Raw genomic sequence first — 16830 nt, 5'->3', positions numbered from 1 at the left:
ATAGTACTCGTCTTTCAATCACTCCTGACACAAAACAGCAAAACTTTGATACAAAAGAACAATACACGCCTTTATTAGAAATGTAGTTTAGCATCAGTTCTTTTTTTAAGCCGTTTCAAGTAATTCCTATTTAAGCTGAAAGAAAAGATCAATGATGAAAAATAATCTCAGGTTATTTGGTAGGTCAAATTCAAAGAAGGAAAATCTTCCGGATACTGAGAAAACAATATCAAGGTTACAACGGCAGGAAAAGATTATGACAATTGCAATTTATTCGCTTGTAATTATAACAACGATTTCAATTATGCTGATAATCTTCATTCTTTTATTAAATGAATAAATACTAATAGTTAAATAAACTCAATCAATCAACTAACAAAAGGAGTAAGTACTATGAAAAGAATGAATATCTTCTTCGTTATTCTGCTTTCTGCTTTGTTTTCCTTTGAATTGTATTCACAAAGCATTCCACAAACAATTAACTTTCAGGGCGTTCTGAAAGATGCCTCGGGGAATATAGTTTCCAACGGAGACTATAATGTTACTTTCAAAATTTACAATGCTGAAACCGGCGGAACAGAATTATGGACCGAAACAAAGCTTGTAAATGTTGTGGATGGAATTTTTTCAACACAACTTGGCACCGTAACACCAATCACTCTTCCTTTTGATGCTGCATACTGGCTCGGAATTACCGTTGGAAGCGGTAGCGAATTAACACCAAGAGTTCCATTCTCATCGGTTCCATACAGCAGAATGAGTCTTTCTGTTCCTGATAACAGTTTAACTGCTTCCAAAATTCACAGCGGACAGATTGTAAAAAGTCTGAACGGATTAAAAGATGATGTTAATCTTGTTGCAGGTAGTAATGTTACAATTACGCCAAGCGGAAATGATTTAACAATTTCTGCTTCCGGTGGAGGCGGAGGAACTGTTACACAGATTAATACTGGTGCAGGACTTACAGGCGGACCAATAACTACAACCGGAACAATAAGTGTAGCCAATGATGGAATTACAACTGCAATGCTGCAAAATAACTCAGTTACAAGTTCTAAAATTGCTGATGGTACGATCACAGCTACAGACATTGCAAACTCACAGGTTGTAAAATCTATAAATAATTTAAAAGATAATGTTAACCTCGTTGCAGGTAGCAATATTACAATTACACCAAGCGGACAAAATCTCACAATTTCATCCACATCCGGAGGAATTGGAGGAAGCGGAACAACCAATTACATTCCTTTATTTACAGGAAGTTCAACACTTGGTAGTTCAGTCTTATATCAATCAGGAAGTAAAATTGGTATTGGGACAACAACTCCGGATTATTCACTTACAATCAATGCTAACCCTACGGCAGGCCTGGGGTTAAAAATTTCACGCGCCGGTGGATTTGGGATGGCATTTATAGAGGAAGGACAACCAGTGGATGAAAAAGGTTGGGAATTTGATGTTTACCAGAAGAAATTTTCGATTAACACAACTCATGATAATGGTTATTCTGAGATTAAAAAATTAATGACTTTTGATAGAAATGGTAATGTTGGTATTGGTAATTCTAATCCACAGGCGAAAGTTGATATTCTAGGAGGAAATTGGGACTTATTAAATACAGAGGGGGATTTTAAAATTGGAAATGAAACAATTAGATTAAAAATTGGCGTGCCAACCGATGGTGCTGGTGCTGGTAATAACACTATTGTATCACAAGGTGGTCAAAACAGGCTAATCCTGGGTGCCGGAAATAGTTGGGATGAATTTAATACTCTAACTATTTATAAAAAAAATGTAGGTATTGGCACAACCTCTCCGGAATATCCGCTGCATATATCAACGAACCGAAGATACGCAGGTTATTTTACTTCTGACTCACTATCACCGAGTACTCATGTTTTACACTCTGAGTATACCGGAATCGGGAATTCAGATGCGAAAGCAGTATATGGTATATCAGTTCCGGCAGATTATTATGGCTATGGTGGTTATTTTGTAGGAGGATACAAAGGCGTACATGGCTCCGTCTTTCCCACGGGCTCAGCTAATTATACTGGTGTAGATGGATATGTATCCGGTGGAAGCGGAACTAACTATGGCGTTTATGGTAGGGCTTCCGGCAGCGGAACTAACTATGGCGTTTATGGTAGGGCTTCCGGCAGCGGAACTAACTGGGCAGGCTATTTCAATGGCGATGTAAATGTAACAGGCACAATCTCTAAGGGTGGTGGTTCTTTCAAGATTGATCACCCTTTAGATCCACAGAATAAATATCTCTATCACTCCTTTGTTGAATCACCGGATATGAAAAACATTTATGATGGTACTGTTATAACCGATGCTTCAGGTTATGCAACAGTAACTTTACCGGAATGGTTCGAAGCATTAAATAAAGATTTCCGTTATCAGTTAACTGTTATTGGTGATTTTGCTCAGGCAATTGTGGCCCAGGAAATTCAGAATAACCAATTCACAATTCGCACCGATAAACCAAATGTAAAAGTCTCCTGGCAGGTTACCGGAATCAGACATGATCCGTTTGCAGAGAAATATCGTATTCCTGTTGAAGAATACAAGAAAGGTGATGATGTTGGAAAATATTTATATCCTGAAGCATTTGGATTACCGGAAACAATGGGTATAGATTATAAACATATAGCCAGAGAAAAAGAGAGAGGGAAGTAATCATAAGCTGTAGGAGTGCATAGTGTTAGTTAGTCCGGGCAGTGAAAAAACACATTGCCCGGAAGATTTACAAAAAGAAAAAGGAGAACATTAATTATGAAAATAAAAAATCTGATTACGGTAATGATACTTTTACTTCCGCTTGGATTTACATTCTCTCAGAATCAGATTGATTATGGGGTAGTTGGTTCTGGAGGAGGTAAAGTATCAGGCACAACAAACATTATAGCATTTACTCTGGGTGAACCGGTTATAGGTAAAGTTGCCGGCACAACAAACATTACCACTTTTGGATTCTGGAATGTTTATCAGCAGGATGTTCTTACATCGGTTGAAGATGAAGATGTTTTACCAACACAATATAAGCTTGAGCAGAATTATCCTAATCCGTTCAACCCAAGTACAATAATAAAGTATGCCGTTCCGGAAAGAAGTAATGTTTCTATCAAAGTTTATAACATAGCAGGTGAAGAAGTCGTAACATTAGTTAATGAAGAAAAAGACAGGGGATGGTATGAAGTAAAATTATATTCAACAGGGCTATCTTCCGGAATATATTTCTGCAGAATGCAGGCAGCTAATTATGTGAGTATAAAGAAGATGATGTTGTTGAAGTAGAAAAATTAATTCGGGGGTTATGCAAAAATGAATAGCGTAACCCCTGAACAATTTAATCAATTATATTATGTGTTGGGAGGGAAGGGAAATGAAAAGAAAATTTATTTTTTTCTTTGTTTTTTCTTTTATCCTTTTTTTTAATACAGAATTACTCTTTGCCCAGTATGGAGTCAGAGTAGTTTGTGATGCAAACGGTAACCAATGGCAAAGCGATATGGACGGGAACTACATTGTTTGGATAGATGAAAGAGACGGAACCCCTCAAGTTTATATGTATGATATCTCGGATAGCACTACTCAACAAATTACTACCAGTTCAAATTACAAATACCGACCGCATATTTCAGGAACACGTGTTATCTGGGAAGAGGAGATAAATGGAGAAACTGATATTTATATTTTCGATATTGCAAATCCTCAATACGGAATTTATCCATTAATTGATTTTCCAGATCTTCAATTCATTATGGCTTTCAAGGAAGGCAAATTATTGTTCAGAGATTTTTCATGTTCAACAACCGGATGTCTTGTTTATTATGATCTCAATACAACTCCACCAATATTATATAATATTACTAATCAGAATGATGGTCCTGTCAGTGGAGCGGATATTGAGGGACACCTTGTTGTGTACTGTATGAATGAAGATATCTATCTCTACAATACTTACAATTCATCTACGGTTCAAATTACAGATGATGAAGTGCGACAGCAAAATCCTTCAATTTCAAATTATAAAGTTTGCTGGGAATCCTGGGATAGCGATGATGATATTGATATATACATTTTCGATTATTTACAGTATTTATACTTCAACCATGTTTTTTACTTTAACATCTCGAAAAGGTTTATTGAAAAAAACAGAAGTCATCCATCGAATCAAATAACCCCTTGCCTTAAAGGAAAACAACTTGTTTTTTCTGATGATTATTCTGGTAGGTATGGAATCTATAATTATTCACTGAATATGGGGATAGTTGGACAGGTAACGGAGATATATTCCTCAAATTATAATAATTTATTTCCTGTTGTGAGAGATAATAAAATATGTTGGTGGGATGATAAAAGGAATCCCTGGAGTTATACGCCTTTAAATGCAGATGTATATTTATGGCTGAAACCACCAGGAGCTGATTTGTCAGTTACCTCTTATTTTAACTCAAAATCAATTCAACTTAATTCTGTTTTCACTTTAACAATGCTGCTAAGCAATTTGGGACCACAGACTGCTACAAATGTTCAGTTCATCGATTCGTTGTCAAACAAGATTGAAATTATCTCTGTTTCTTCCAACGCAGGTGCAATCGGATGGAACAGCGATAATGTAATATTTTGGGGAACTTTTAACCTTCCTCCGGATAGTAGTGTTGAAATCACAATTACAGGCAAAGCTATATTAACAGGTAATGCAAGTAATCGTGGATCATTAACATCTGATCAACCGGACTATATTTTAAGTAATAATTCAATTAACCAGTTATTTCAAATCAGGGATGTCCAAACAAATGGTCTCGGAATAGAAAATGCCGGAACAACTCCTAAAATAAGAGTAGATAAAAACGGTTTCATTCATATACTAACCTTTAATGATTATCCGGTGTTGGTTACTTACATTACAAACAAATCAGGTTCCTGGCAGCAAGAAGTTATTAATAGTTCGCAAGGCGATTTATTTGTAATAGGTGCTGATTTGGATGTTGATGATCAGGGTAATGCACACATCGCATATGTTATATCTCCTTACGGACCATATAATCCGAATATGACTCTTTACTACACAAATAACTCTTCCGGGCAATGGCAATCTACTTTACCAATTGGTCCGCAAGGTGGACAAATGTTCTCACCAATTATTCGGACAGATAGTAATGGTAAAGTCCATATAGCATTTATGACAGGTTACTTTAGTGGACAGATATTCTATCTGAACAATGTTTCCGGTAGCTGGAGTTCACCGGAACTGATTTCCGATTCATACAATTCATTTTCAATGGATGTTGATAAAAATAACTACGTTCATTTTGCAACTTATAATATAGCAATGAACCAGGGTCCGGTGTATATTACAAATAGCCCCGACGGACAATGGCATCAGCCTGAAGTGGTAGAACAGGGTTGGACTGGTGGGCAGATGGAGACTCTTGTTTTGGATATAGCAGTTGATTCTTCGAACATACCTCATATCTCCTATGTTGGCGATTATATCAATAATGAAGATTACAAATATGCATTTAGGATTAATAATTCCTGGCAAACTTTCTTTGTTGATACTGGCGGATTTATGGGTGGACCCAATGCAATTGCTGTTGATAATAACGGTATTCCGTACATTCTTTATGTATCATCTGATAATGGAGAATTGAGATATGCAAAAAAAGTAGGAAATTTCTTTGTTACCAGAAATATTGAATCGGGGATGGATTATTTTATGACTAATTTTTTTGATGTTGACTGTGACCCCTCCAATAACATCCATTTTGTTTATTATAAAGATGAATTATTGTATGGCACAAACTCTCCATACACAATAAACTTTGGTGGTGGAGATGAAAATTCAGGAGGCTACTTTTTTGCAAATTCAATTTCGGATGGTTCACCGAGTCATCCGGAATATAATTGGTTAGACCCTGTTTCATTTGGGCATAACATTGTTACAAACTGGACTGCCGGTGATGCCGATGACGGATATTTGGGTCCCGTTGATTTACAGTTTAACTTTCCGTTTTATTCTGGTTCGTATAATCAGATATTTATAAATTCAAACGGGTATTTGTCTTTTGGAAATGGTTATACTTTAACAGCATCAAATGCTATAATACCCTTTGTACTTGAACCGAATAACATTCTGGCTGCTTGTGCTATGGACCTTGTGTTGGATGGTAATCTATTCCCTGATGCTAAAATATACTATGGAATAGTTGGTAATAAATTCGTAGTAACTTATTTCCACGCACATCCTAAATTATCTTCCAATGATTATATCACTTTTCAGATAATACTTTATCCCAATGGAAATATTTTATATCAATATAACGACACGGAATCAACAATTCCGGTTCCGGAGGAAATTGCAAACGATGCATTAATAGGTATAGAAAATCAATACGGAACCCAAGGAATAAGTTACAGAAATAACGGAGCCGGAGGTCCAATATTTTCTTCCCCGTTGGCCGTAATGTTCGGAATGAACAGTCTGATATTACCAGTTGATGATAAGTTAAAAATTACACCCGATAAATTTGAACTATTCCAGAATTATCCTAATCCATTTAATCCCGTTACAACAATCAGATACTCGGTTCCTGAGCGAAGTACTGTTAGACTTGCTGTATATAACATTCTCGGAGAACTTGTGCAAACTGTTGTTGATGAAGAAAAAGATGCAGGAACTTATGAAATAACATTTAACGGAAGTAATTATTCAACCGGAATTTACTTCTGCAGAATGCAGGCAGGAAATTATGTAAGTATAAAGAAGATGCTGCTACTGAAGTAAAGTAAAAAGGAGTAGAACTATGACAAAAAAAAATAATTCCTTTGTAAGCTATGTTACAATCATCTCCATTATTTTTCTCATTATTTTTCAGATAGGGTGCCAAGAAAGTAATAATCCGGTTGGTGTAGAAGATATTGTTGCATCAAAAACTGAAACTATAATTCCTCTAACAGGAGGTATAATTGAAATTACAACAGAGAATGTTGGTATAATTCAATTGATTGTTCCACCGATGGCAGTATCTGATACCGAACGAATCACTATTCAGGTATTAAATAAATATTTGTCAAATCCATTCTCAAATAATATTATTCCGACAATTAGAATTTTACCGGATGGATTGAGGTTGGATTCCCTTGTTACTTTAAAATTAGTTTTAAATAATCCCGTATCAGACACATCAAAAACGATATTATATTATCTTATGAAGCCAGACCTTGCTTTGCCATTAAAAACCCGATGGGTAAATAAATCCGAAGTGATTGGAGAGATTTATCATTTTAGCGATTATGGCGGAGCAGTTCCAACAGAACAGGAAATTCAAAGTCAGGCGGGCAGTTTAATAAATCAATTTAGTTGTGATGTTTGGAATTGGCAGTCATTTAGTCAGTTTATTTCGGCGATGCTTGAATATATTGAACTTGCACAACTACTCGGGTATGATGATTTGGCTCAGCAGCTGATAAATCAACTTGAACAGAGAATTATTGATCAGGTGAATTCTTTTCTGGATCAACCGATTCCTGAAGAGCCATGTGGCTATTATATCAATACCTTACTTAAGTATTCTGAAATGGTTTTTACAATGGTTAATAATGAAGCACTGGTTGAAAGATGTCAGAATAGGATTAGTGAAGTATTAAACCGATGTTATATCCGGGGTGAAATTGAATTTGACTATGATTATTCTTATTCAGACGCAAACGGAACTATACATAGATCTCATTCCGGTTTTGTACCATTCTACGTTAATACGCTAAGTGAACCTCATGGACAAGTTAATGGAAATGGTACTGTTGAATGGACAGGAGAAGAGCACGCTGGGGAATGTGTTGGGACTGAGGTATTAACCGGCAATGTAACTTTAACAGGTGAGTTGGAAATTGATAATCAGGGCATTGCATGGTTAAATGTTCAAATCACTGAAACATATTCGGGTTCAGTTACTGTAGTATGTCCAGGAGGCTCGCGTGTTTTACCGATGAATCCACCAACAACAGAAACTAATGTTAGATTTCTAATGGAAGATGGCGCTTATGTTATTAATCCACCACCAACGCCTATGACAGGTTATTTTAAGTGGATACTGCATCTTCAGCACTTACCGGGAAAAGCTTATTGCTTTGAAAATGATTAGGAGTGATTAAAACAGGGAATAAAATAATTATTATTCCCTGTTTATCACAAAAGATTAGCAAGTTTATTTAATTAGAATCATCTTCTTTGTCTGTGCAAAATTTCCGGCCTGAAGTCGGTAGAAATAAATACCTGTCGGAAGAGACACACCCTGGCGTGTCTCTTTTGCATTAAATTCAATTTCATATGTTCCGGCCGATTTAAAATCATTTACCAAAGTTGCAACTTCATTACCAAGCACATCATAAATTTTTAATGTGTGATGACTGCTGACAGGCGACTGCCAGCTAATTTTAGTGCTTGGATTAAATGGATTGGGATAATTCTGGTAAAGAATAAAATTATCAGGAATTAAAAAATCATTACCTGTAGAAGATGTATTAAAAATTATAGAAATATTGCTAACATCCGGATGGAGTGAATCAATTACAAAGGACTCACTTGTGCTAACGGGATATCCTATTTTATGAGCTATCAGTTGATATGTGCCGTAAGGAAGGTTGCTTACTCTGAAATTGCCATCGCTCTTTACAAAATTATATGCATAAAGAGCACCATTATCAATTGATTTTGCAAAAACGGAAATTCCATCATAATCACCTGACTCAAGAAATGAGTTCACAAGATTACCAAATGCATTTCCTCCACCATAAGCAGAGTCTCTCTTCAATACGATGTTTTTATTTTGAACAATTTGATTTATGTAAACTGAATCTGCCTCCTGCCATAATAATGCGGGAGTTCCTTCATCATTATAAAATGAGGGAAGATAATAGTCTGAAAATCCCTGAATAAAATAATAAGATGAATCACTTACAGTTACGGAATAACTGCCGTCTGACTTTACGAATCCGGCGAAAATAGATGAATCAACTGGTGCAGCATTACCTTTAAGCAATGTCGGTGTGTGAGTTCCTTTTCTGATAACCACCACACCTTTGTTAACTATTACATTTCCTGATGAATCAATTAAACTTCCGGAAATCCGGAATCCCGTATTTCCGATAAACGGCATCTCAAGATTCAAATTAACTGTTTGTCCGGAATCGATGTCAACGGGATATGCAAGAAACGGATCGGGAGTGTTTCCATAAAAAATAGTTTGGTATTGCTCCCTCTCTGCCGCTACTGTATAGCTTCCTTTGGGTAAAAGAGAAGAATAATTTCCATTATTATCTGTTGAGGTTGAGTCAATTATATAAATTCCCCAATAAAGAAAATAAATTTTAACATCCGCAAGAGGTTGAAGTTGTTCGTCGGTGATAACTCCGGAACAGGTTCCGCGATCATCATCATCGAAAAAATCGATTTTTATTCTTAAATCTCGCGGACCTGAAGGGTCATTGCTGTAAAACCATAGAGTATCAACAGTATCATTAACTGTTATATTGTAAAAGTTTGAAAGCAATATGCTCATTCTTATCGTATCGTTCGGTTGAATGAAGAATGGTGTCACTAAACCATTCTCAAAATTAACTATGTAAAACTGATTTTGTGATACTAGACTATCGAGACTCAAAGGTTGATCTCCTCGGTTGATGATGTCTGCAAAGCCGATTCTGTTAAAAATATCCTTGAATACAACATTTCTGGGTTCTATCCTAAGATCTGGTTGAGCCGAAACGGAAATGTTGATGAGCAAAATAAATGAAATTATTGCCGATGTCTTTATCATAATAGTAAATGTTTTATATTTTAGTGTATATTATAATCAATTAGTGACAATTTAAAGAGAGAAAAAAATCGACTTCTTAAATCTATCAAAATCAGAACTGGATTCACTTCTCGCTTTGGCTAAAGAGGGAAATTCGGATGCATTTACAAAAATTTCAGGACATATCCACGAAATTTCGCATTCTTATTTTCTTTCCAAATATCGGGGTAAAAAGATTTTAAATAAAGATGATGTAGATGACCTAACTGCTAATGTCTACATTGCTTTTGCAGAGCAATATCAGAAAATTGAATCAATTGAGAATTGGCTAAGAAGGGTTTTATTTCTGACCTTTGTAAGATTTTATAAACAAAATAATCTTAAACGCACAACTCAGTTAAAAGAATCCATAGCTGCTGATGATTCATATATCGGAACTGATCAGCAACATGATATTAATGCCATTCTGAAAGAAATTGACACACTTAGTGATGAAAAACAGGAAATAATTAAACTTAGATTTTGGGGCGATATGCAGTTTAATGAAATAGCCGAGAAGCTGAATAAAAATGAAGCTGCTGTTAAAAAGATGTTTTACCGCTCGATTGAAGAAATAAAAAATAAACTAAGATAATGTCACTATTTATTGTTTAACATTACTAATGTTTAACGAGTAAAAGAAGGTTAATTGATAATGATTGAAATAGAAAAAATAATTGATTTGCTTGAAAAGAAGGATTTAAGCGATTCTGAAAAGAAATGGCTTAAAGAAATTTCTGCTTCTGATCCTGAAGCAAAGAAAATAATTGACACTTATACTGCAATTAAAAATTCTCTTCATCGTAATGAACATTTGGATGAAGAACTTATTGGCGAATATGTTCTGTACAAAAATGGTCTGCCGGAATACAATAAAGTGTTACCATTTCTTTTGGTAAAGATTGAAGATCATTTACGAAAGTGTGAACAGTGTCAGAATGACTTTAAAGAGCTAAACTCACAATATGAAGATGTTAATCACTTCGTAAGTAAAAGTATTTCTCCAGAAGCAAAGAAATCATATACTCCTGTTACACAAATTATTTTAAGAGAGAAGTTTAACTCACTTAAGTATGCCATAACTTCTATTGCTGCTGTTGTGATTATTTATTTTGGACTTTTCGTTTACTCTGATTTAACTACCCCGGATTACATAAAGACCCCTTTTGCTCAGGATAGAGATTTTTATAACACTCGTGGAAGAACTACAGAGCTTTTCCAGCGAGGACTTGATGCACTTGATAAAAAAGATTTTGATAATGCAATCAAATTTCTTAATGATGACCTTAAAGAAAACCCAAATCAGGAATCTGTTTTTTATACTCACTTTGTACTTGCATTGGCTTATGTAAACAAAGCTGAAAAGGATTTTCTTGGTTTGTTCAAGTCGTTTGAGAGAGAAGATGTTCTTAAAGCTATAAGCCATTTTGAAAAATCAATTGAGCTGAATCAAAACGACAGATTTCAGAATTTAAAACTCGATGCTCACTTTTATATCGGGAAAGCTTACTTACTGATTAACGATAGGAATTCTGCAAAGCAGCATTTACAAATAGTTGTTGATGAAAAAGGAAGTTATTACAAAAATGCGGAAGAACTCCTTAAATCATTTTAATGATGAAGAGAAATTTAATTATGATGATGAAGCTCGCTACAAAGATTTCATTGGCGTTGATTGTTGTGGTTCCGATTCTTTTGGTTTTTACAATCGGATTTAGTTCGAATGAGAATAAGTCTAACCAAAATTCCATTTTATACTCAAAAGATTTTCAAACATTATACTTCTCTTTAACATCACAAAAAATTGATGCGAATGAAATTCAAAAATCAATTTCTCTGTTACAAGATTCTTTTGAAAAAGATTTTGCAAACGCTCTGCTCTTAAAAAGAAAACAAAAATTTGAAGAAGCTTTCAAGCTGCTCGAAAAATATCTTACCGAACTTCCTGATGATTACAGATACTATGATGAATTGGTTTTTCTTGCTCAAATCATTAACAAGTCAGATTATATAAAGAAGAAATTACAGAACACAAATGAAAACAATTATAAAAAATACTTGAATGCACTTTTTGCTTATCATAATGGAAATTATTCAGATGCAATTGAATTACTTAAAGAGATAAATGATATAGAACCACTTTTTCTTCTCTCACACTCTTACAGAGCAATCGGAGATTACCAGAAAGCTTTGGTAATAATTGATTCCCTAATGAACAATTATCCGAAAGACAAACCAGAATATTGCAGATTAATAATTTCAAAAGGTTCGTTGTTTCTGCTTTCAGGAAAAAATGAAGAAGCGAGTAAACTTTACAAAGCAGGATATAATATCGCAGTTGAGAATAAAAATCAAAAAGAAGAAGCTAAAGCTCTTATCAACCTTGCAATATTGGATGATTACAATGGAAATGTTGAAAGTGCACAAGAAAAGTTAAAATTGGCACTTCAATTAGCTAACGACATTGAAGATATTGAATTGCAGGCAATTGCTTATTCCGAAACAGGTGTTTCTTACACATACTCCGGAGAAATTGTTGAGGCGAGAAAAAATTATGAAAGAAGTTTTGAACTTTTCAGCATATTGAAAAACACAGAGAGACTTGCAAATCTTTCCGCTAATATTGGTTCGCTTTACATTCAGACAGCAAATTTTTCTGCGGCGATAAAAAGTTTTGAGGAAGGATTAAAATTAGCTGGTGAAAATGCTGTGTCTCGAATATTAAATTTTCGCGGACTTGGTGATGTGTATTCGAATCTTTCTGATTATTCAAAAGCCCTTGAATATTATAACAAAGCGAAGGAACTCTCTGATAAAATTAAAAATGTAGATCAGAAAGCTCTTTCCGAAATCAGTATCGGAACACTTTATTATAATCTCAACAAACCCAACAAAGCTCTTTCGGTTTTTAGAAAAGTTGAAGATGAAATTGCAGAAGATGATGATCCTTATCTGGTTGAAGATTTACTTTTCAAAAAAGCACTTGCATTAACAGACCTTGATAGTTTCGCAATCGCTGAACAACAGTTCAAAAATGCTCTTTCAATTGCTGAAAGTGTTTCCGATGTCTATTACAAATCTTTAATTCTGACTTATCTTGCTGATAATTATATCAGGCAAAAAAAATTTCGCGATGCAGAAGTTATTCTGAATAAAGTAATGAAAACCTCTGCCGATAATAATTTTACCCAGCTTCTTGCATTGCAGAATCTTTATCTTGGAATTTCAAAAATTCATCAGAAAAATTTCTCAACCGCAAAAAACTACCTGGTCAAAGCTGATAAAACAGCTCTTTCGGTGAATGATTTTAACACTTCGATTGAATCAAAATATTATCAGGCACTTTATTTCGAAAGTGAAAATAAAATTTCAGAAGCGGAAAAAATGTATACGGAAGCTATTGAACTGATAGAAAAATCTTCTTCATCAACTTTGCTTAACTCTCAGATCGATGTATATCGCTTTGCAGGATTAAAAGATTCTTATGTGAAATTAACGGATTTATATCTCAGTCAATCCAGATTTTCTGATGCTTTTAATTTGATTGAAAAGTTCAGAGCCAGAAATACTTTCAGAAATCTTAACGAATTGAAGTTACAGAATATTGTAAGTGATGAAAATTTAGTCAGAAATTATTATGACATAAATTGGAAGATAAATTCCGGAATCTACCTTCAAGCTGAAAAAGATTCGCTTGAAAGTATTTTTAATTCAATTAAGAAACAGATGTTTACAAAGTATAATTTTAATCCCGATAATCAAACAGAGCATTTTAATCTTGGTTCTGATTTGAATAAAATTCCTGATAATGAAACTTTAGTTTCATATTATTTCAATGACGAATTTTGTTTCGCATTTGTTATTAAGAAAAATGGTTTTACTCCGGTTAAGCTTTCCAGTAAGAAAAATGAAATTTTGAATCTTGTAAAAGAGATAAGTCCTGCTTATGATAATCAATTCAATTTGAACGAAGCGTATTACAATCAGGATTTATTTTCATTTAATGCAAAAGCTGCTAATGAATTGTATAAATCAATAATAGAACCGGTTAAAGATTTTATTCCTTCAGATGGTAAATTAATTTTTTCGCTTCCGGTAGAGTTATCAATTGTACCTATCGAATTTCTTGTTACGGACTTTAAATTGAATGACAGTCCATTTTATTATGACAACAAAAAATTTCTGATTGAAGAATATTCGGTTACATATACTCCTTCTGTTTCTGTTTATTTGCTTCAGAAAGAAAAACCAGTAATTGAAAATGAAAAATTATTATTGGTTGGCGATCCACAAATTACTAGCGGTGATTTTGCGCAGAGTTATCGCGGCAGTTTAATTGAGGACCAGAGCTTTAGTTCGAGAAATCTCAGATTATTTCCATTGAAGTATTCAAAAGAAGAAGTTGAACAAATCGAGTCAATGTTTGCTGATGCTTCTGTTCTTCTTTCTGAAAATGCAACCGAGGAACAATTTATTAATAATTCATCAGATAAAACTCTTATTCATTTATCAACGCATTCTTTTATTCACAACAATCAACCATTTATAATTTTCTCGCAAGAAGAGAAATCAAATTCAGATGGCTATCTCGAGATTGGAGAAATTGTAAAGCTAAAACTCAATTCGGAACTTGTTGTTTTAAGTTCCTGTAAAAGCGGATTGGGAACAATTGATGCAACAGAAGGAATGATAGGAATGCAGAAATCATTTTTCGAAGCGGGTGCCAAAAGTGTTGTGGTTTCTCTTTGGGATGTTAATGATAAATACACGGCTTTCTTTATGAAAAGTTTCTATGAATACTTAAGCAAAGGTTATGACAAGTCTGAGGCGCTCAGAAAAGCGAAAATATTCTTTAAAGAAAATTATTCGGCAAATCCTTATTACTGGGCAGCATTTGTGCTTTCAGGTGATAATTCAGCCTTGAAGTTAAATAAGTCGGTATCATTCCCTAAAAAATACATTACAATTCTGTTTACACTTCTTCTTTTATATTATCTTTTCAACAGATACAATCTGGCGAAGAAGAGATAATTTAGCTTTAATTCTATATTTCTTTTTGCCTGATTATTGTTTAAACTTATGTAGCAATTATTTAATAAATAGGAGAAACCATGCCAATTGGCGCTAACAAAGTTGTAACACTCAACTTTACATTAAAAGACGAACAGGGAAATATTCTCGATACCACAGAGAATGCTCAGCCATTTTCATACATAAGCGGTCAGGAACAGATTCTGCCAAAACTTGAAGCTGAAGTAGATTCAATGCTAATCGGCGGAAAGAAACATATTTCAATTCCTGCTGCTGAAGCTTACGGTGAATATAATGAAGAAGTTGTTCAGGTTGTTGGAAGAGAAAATTTTCCTCAGGATTTTCTGCTGGAAGTTGGAATGCAGTACATTGCTTCTGCACCCGACGGAACAAAAATGCCTTTCACAATTACAAATGTTGAAGGTGATGATATAACAATTGATTTCAATCATCCTCTTGCAGGTAAAGATCTCGAGTTTGATGTTGAACTTCTTGATGTGCGTGATGCTACTCCAGAAGAATTAGCTCACGGACATGTTCACGGTCCTGACGGACATCATCATCACTAATTAACAATAAAAACGAACAATAAAGAATTGAGGATTGATTTTATCGATCCTCTTTTTTGTTTTTATGGAAAACAATTCAATAATCAGTTTTGCCAATTTTAAAGAATCTGTTGAAGCGAATCCTGCTGTTTGTTTTTATCTCAGCACACCGCAATGCAATGTTTGTAAGGTTCTTAAACCCAAAGTGATTGAACTTATTGAAACAAAATATCCCAAGATAAAATTTGTTTATGTTGATTTGAACGAAGCAAAGGAAATTGCCGGACAGCTTTCTGTTTTTGCTGTCCCGACAATAATAATTTTTTTTGAAGGGAAAGAAATAATCAGAGTTTCAAGAAATGTCTCTATCGAAATTCTCAGTGACCAAATCGAAAGATATTATCAAATGATATTTGGATAAATCAATTTTCTCCAATCAGTTTTATACTGCCTTCTTCGGGAATTTTAATAACATACTTTTTCCCGTTTTTATTTTTAAGTGATGTATCTCTAAGCCAGGGATTATAAAGCTTCAAAGTTTTATAATTGATTCCGAGTGATGCAGCATAATTCGCGAAATCAGTAACAGAAGAATCAAGAACAACTTCTTTATACTTCAGCGGCTGATATAAATCTTTTTCTGAAAGATTAAAACCATACTTCTGCGGATTTTCCATTATGATTTTGATTGCAGCGACTCTTGCAATATAACGAGATGTTTCAATTCCCAGAACAAGGTTATAATAGTTCGTGGTTTTTTGTAATGAACTCCACTTATCAATTCCATTCATACCAGCGTTATAAGCAGCTGCAGCCATTGTCCAGCTTCCGAATTTTTGATATGCATCCTTTAAATATCTGCAAGCAGCTTCCGTTGATTTTTCAACATCATATCTTTCGTCAACTTCATCATTTACTTCAAGTCCGTATTGTGTGGCTGCTGATTTAATAAATTGCCAGAAGCCTGTTGCCCCTGCCGGCGATATAACATTTTCAAGATTACTTTCTGCAACGGCGAGATATTTAAAGTCTAAAGGAATATTATTCCTTTTCAAAATCGGTTCGATTACAGGAAACCATCTGTTGGCTCTTTTGAGTGCAAGTATTGTTGCCGAGTGCCAGTAAGCATTTACAATCATTTCCCGATCAAGTCTTTCGTATACTTCAAAATTCTCAAGCGGAAGCTTTTCTCCGAATAAATAAACCTCATCAGGAATTTCTGGTTGAGTAATTATGAATTGTGATGAACTCTGATTTTTATCGTTGTCATTTTTAGTGTTCGATTGGAAGCCGAATATCAATGCAAAAAGCAAAATAGTTAGTGCTGCACCTGATGCAAAAAAATGAACGGGTTTTAATTTTGTCAACGAATAATTTTTCATAACACCTTATAATTATTTAAA

12 protein-coding genes are annotated in these 16830 nt (G+C 34.4%); 10 read left to right on the top strand and 2 right to left on the bottom strand.

From position 1 onward, the window contains the following. The first annotated feature begins 154 nt into the window (after positions 1–154). The 5 genes from Q0X14_RS10135 to Q0X14_RS10115 all read left to right on the top strand — a co-directional run bounded on the left by Q0X14_RS10135 (position 155) and on the right by Q0X14_RS10115 (position 8156). Positions 155–340 carry a hypothetical protein gene (locus Q0X14_RS10135; protein ID WP_297837853.1) on the top strand — a complete coding sequence of 62 codons (186 nt, stop codon included), beginning with the start codon at positions 155–157 and terminating at the stop codon, positions 338–340. A gap of 53 nt (positions 341–393) precedes the next feature. Next, positions 394–2685, top strand: coding sequence for a hypothetical protein (locus Q0X14_RS10130; RefSeq protein WP_297837850.1), 2292 nt, complete (start codon positions 394–396; stop codon positions 2683–2685). A gap of 96 nt (positions 2686–2781) precedes the next feature. Continuing rightward, positions 2782–3303: a T9SS type A sorting domain-containing protein gene (locus Q0X14_RS10125; RefSeq protein ID WP_297837848.1), complete on the top strand. Its 522-nt coding sequence runs from the start codon at positions 2782–2784 to the stop codon at positions 3301–3303. Positions 3304–3391: 88 nt separating this feature from the next. Beyond that, positions 3392–6799 carry a T9SS type A sorting domain-containing protein gene (locus Q0X14_RS10120; protein WP_297837846.1) on the top strand — a complete coding sequence of 1136 codons (3408 nt, stop codon included), beginning with the start codon at positions 3392–3394 and terminating at the stop codon, positions 6797–6799. 19 nt (positions 6800–6818) lie between these two features. Continuing rightward, positions 6819–8156, top strand: coding sequence for a hypothetical protein (locus Q0X14_RS10115; RefSeq protein ID WP_297837844.1), 1338 nt, complete (start codon positions 6819–6821; stop codon positions 8154–8156). Positions 8157–8219: 63 nt separating this feature from the next. Here Q0X14_RS10115 and Q0X14_RS10110 read toward each other — a convergent pair whose 3' ends face one another. Continuing rightward, a complete protein-coding gene (locus Q0X14_RS10110; RefSeq protein WP_297837841.1) occupies positions 8220–9830 on the bottom strand; it encodes a carboxypeptidase regulatory-like domain-containing protein in 1611 nt (536 codons plus the stop codon). 115 nt (positions 9831–9945) lie between these two features. Here Q0X14_RS10110 and Q0X14_RS10105 point away from each other — a divergent pair, with 115 nt between their 5' ends. The 5 genes from Q0X14_RS10105 (at position 9946) to Q0X14_RS10085 (ending at position 15848) form a co-directional block, all read left to right on the top strand. Then, positions 9946–10443, top strand: coding sequence for a sigma-70 family RNA polymerase sigma factor (locus tag Q0X14_RS10105; RefSeq protein ID WP_297837838.1), 498 nt, complete (start codon positions 9946–9948; stop codon positions 10441–10443). Positions 10444–10503: 60 nt separating this feature from the next. Further along, positions 10504–11463: a hypothetical protein gene (locus Q0X14_RS10100; RefSeq protein ID WP_297837836.1), complete on the top strand. Its 960-nt coding sequence runs from the start codon at positions 10504–10506 to the stop codon at positions 11461–11463. Between the two features lie 2 nt (positions 11464–11465). Then, on the top strand, positions 11466–14879 hold the full coding sequence (locus Q0X14_RS10095) for a CHAT domain-containing protein (RefSeq protein WP_297837831.1): 3414 nt from the start codon (positions 11466–11468) through the stop codon (positions 14877–14879). An 80-nt stretch (positions 14880–14959) separates the two neighbouring features. Continuing rightward, positions 14960–15448 carry a peptidylprolyl isomerase gene (locus Q0X14_RS10090; RefSeq protein ID WP_297837829.1) on the top strand — a complete coding sequence of 163 codons (489 nt, stop codon included), beginning with the start codon at positions 14960–14962 and terminating at the stop codon, positions 15446–15448. Between the two features lie 64 nt (positions 15449–15512). Then, the gene (locus Q0X14_RS10085; protein WP_297837826.1) at positions 15513–15848 is read left to right on the top strand and encodes a thioredoxin family protein; all 336 of its coding nucleotides are present in this window, start codon (positions 15513–15515) and stop codon (positions 15846–15848) included. 1 nt (position 15849) lies between these two features. Here Q0X14_RS10085 and Q0X14_RS10080 read toward each other — a convergent pair whose 3' ends face one another. Further along, complete coding sequence (locus tag Q0X14_RS10080) at positions 15850–16809, bottom strand: lytic transglycosylase domain-containing protein (RefSeq protein WP_297837823.1); 960 nt, start codon at positions 16807–16809, stop codon at positions 15850–15852. Positions 16810–16830: the final 21 nt, after the last annotated feature.

Source organism: Ignavibacterium sp., from assembly GCF_025998815.1.
Lineage (GTDB): Bacteria > Bacteroidota > Ignavibacteria > Ignavibacteriales > Ignavibacteriaceae > Ignavibacterium.
Note: the sequence above shows the minus strand (reverse complement) of the source record. Positions and strands in the feature narration are given on the sequence as shown.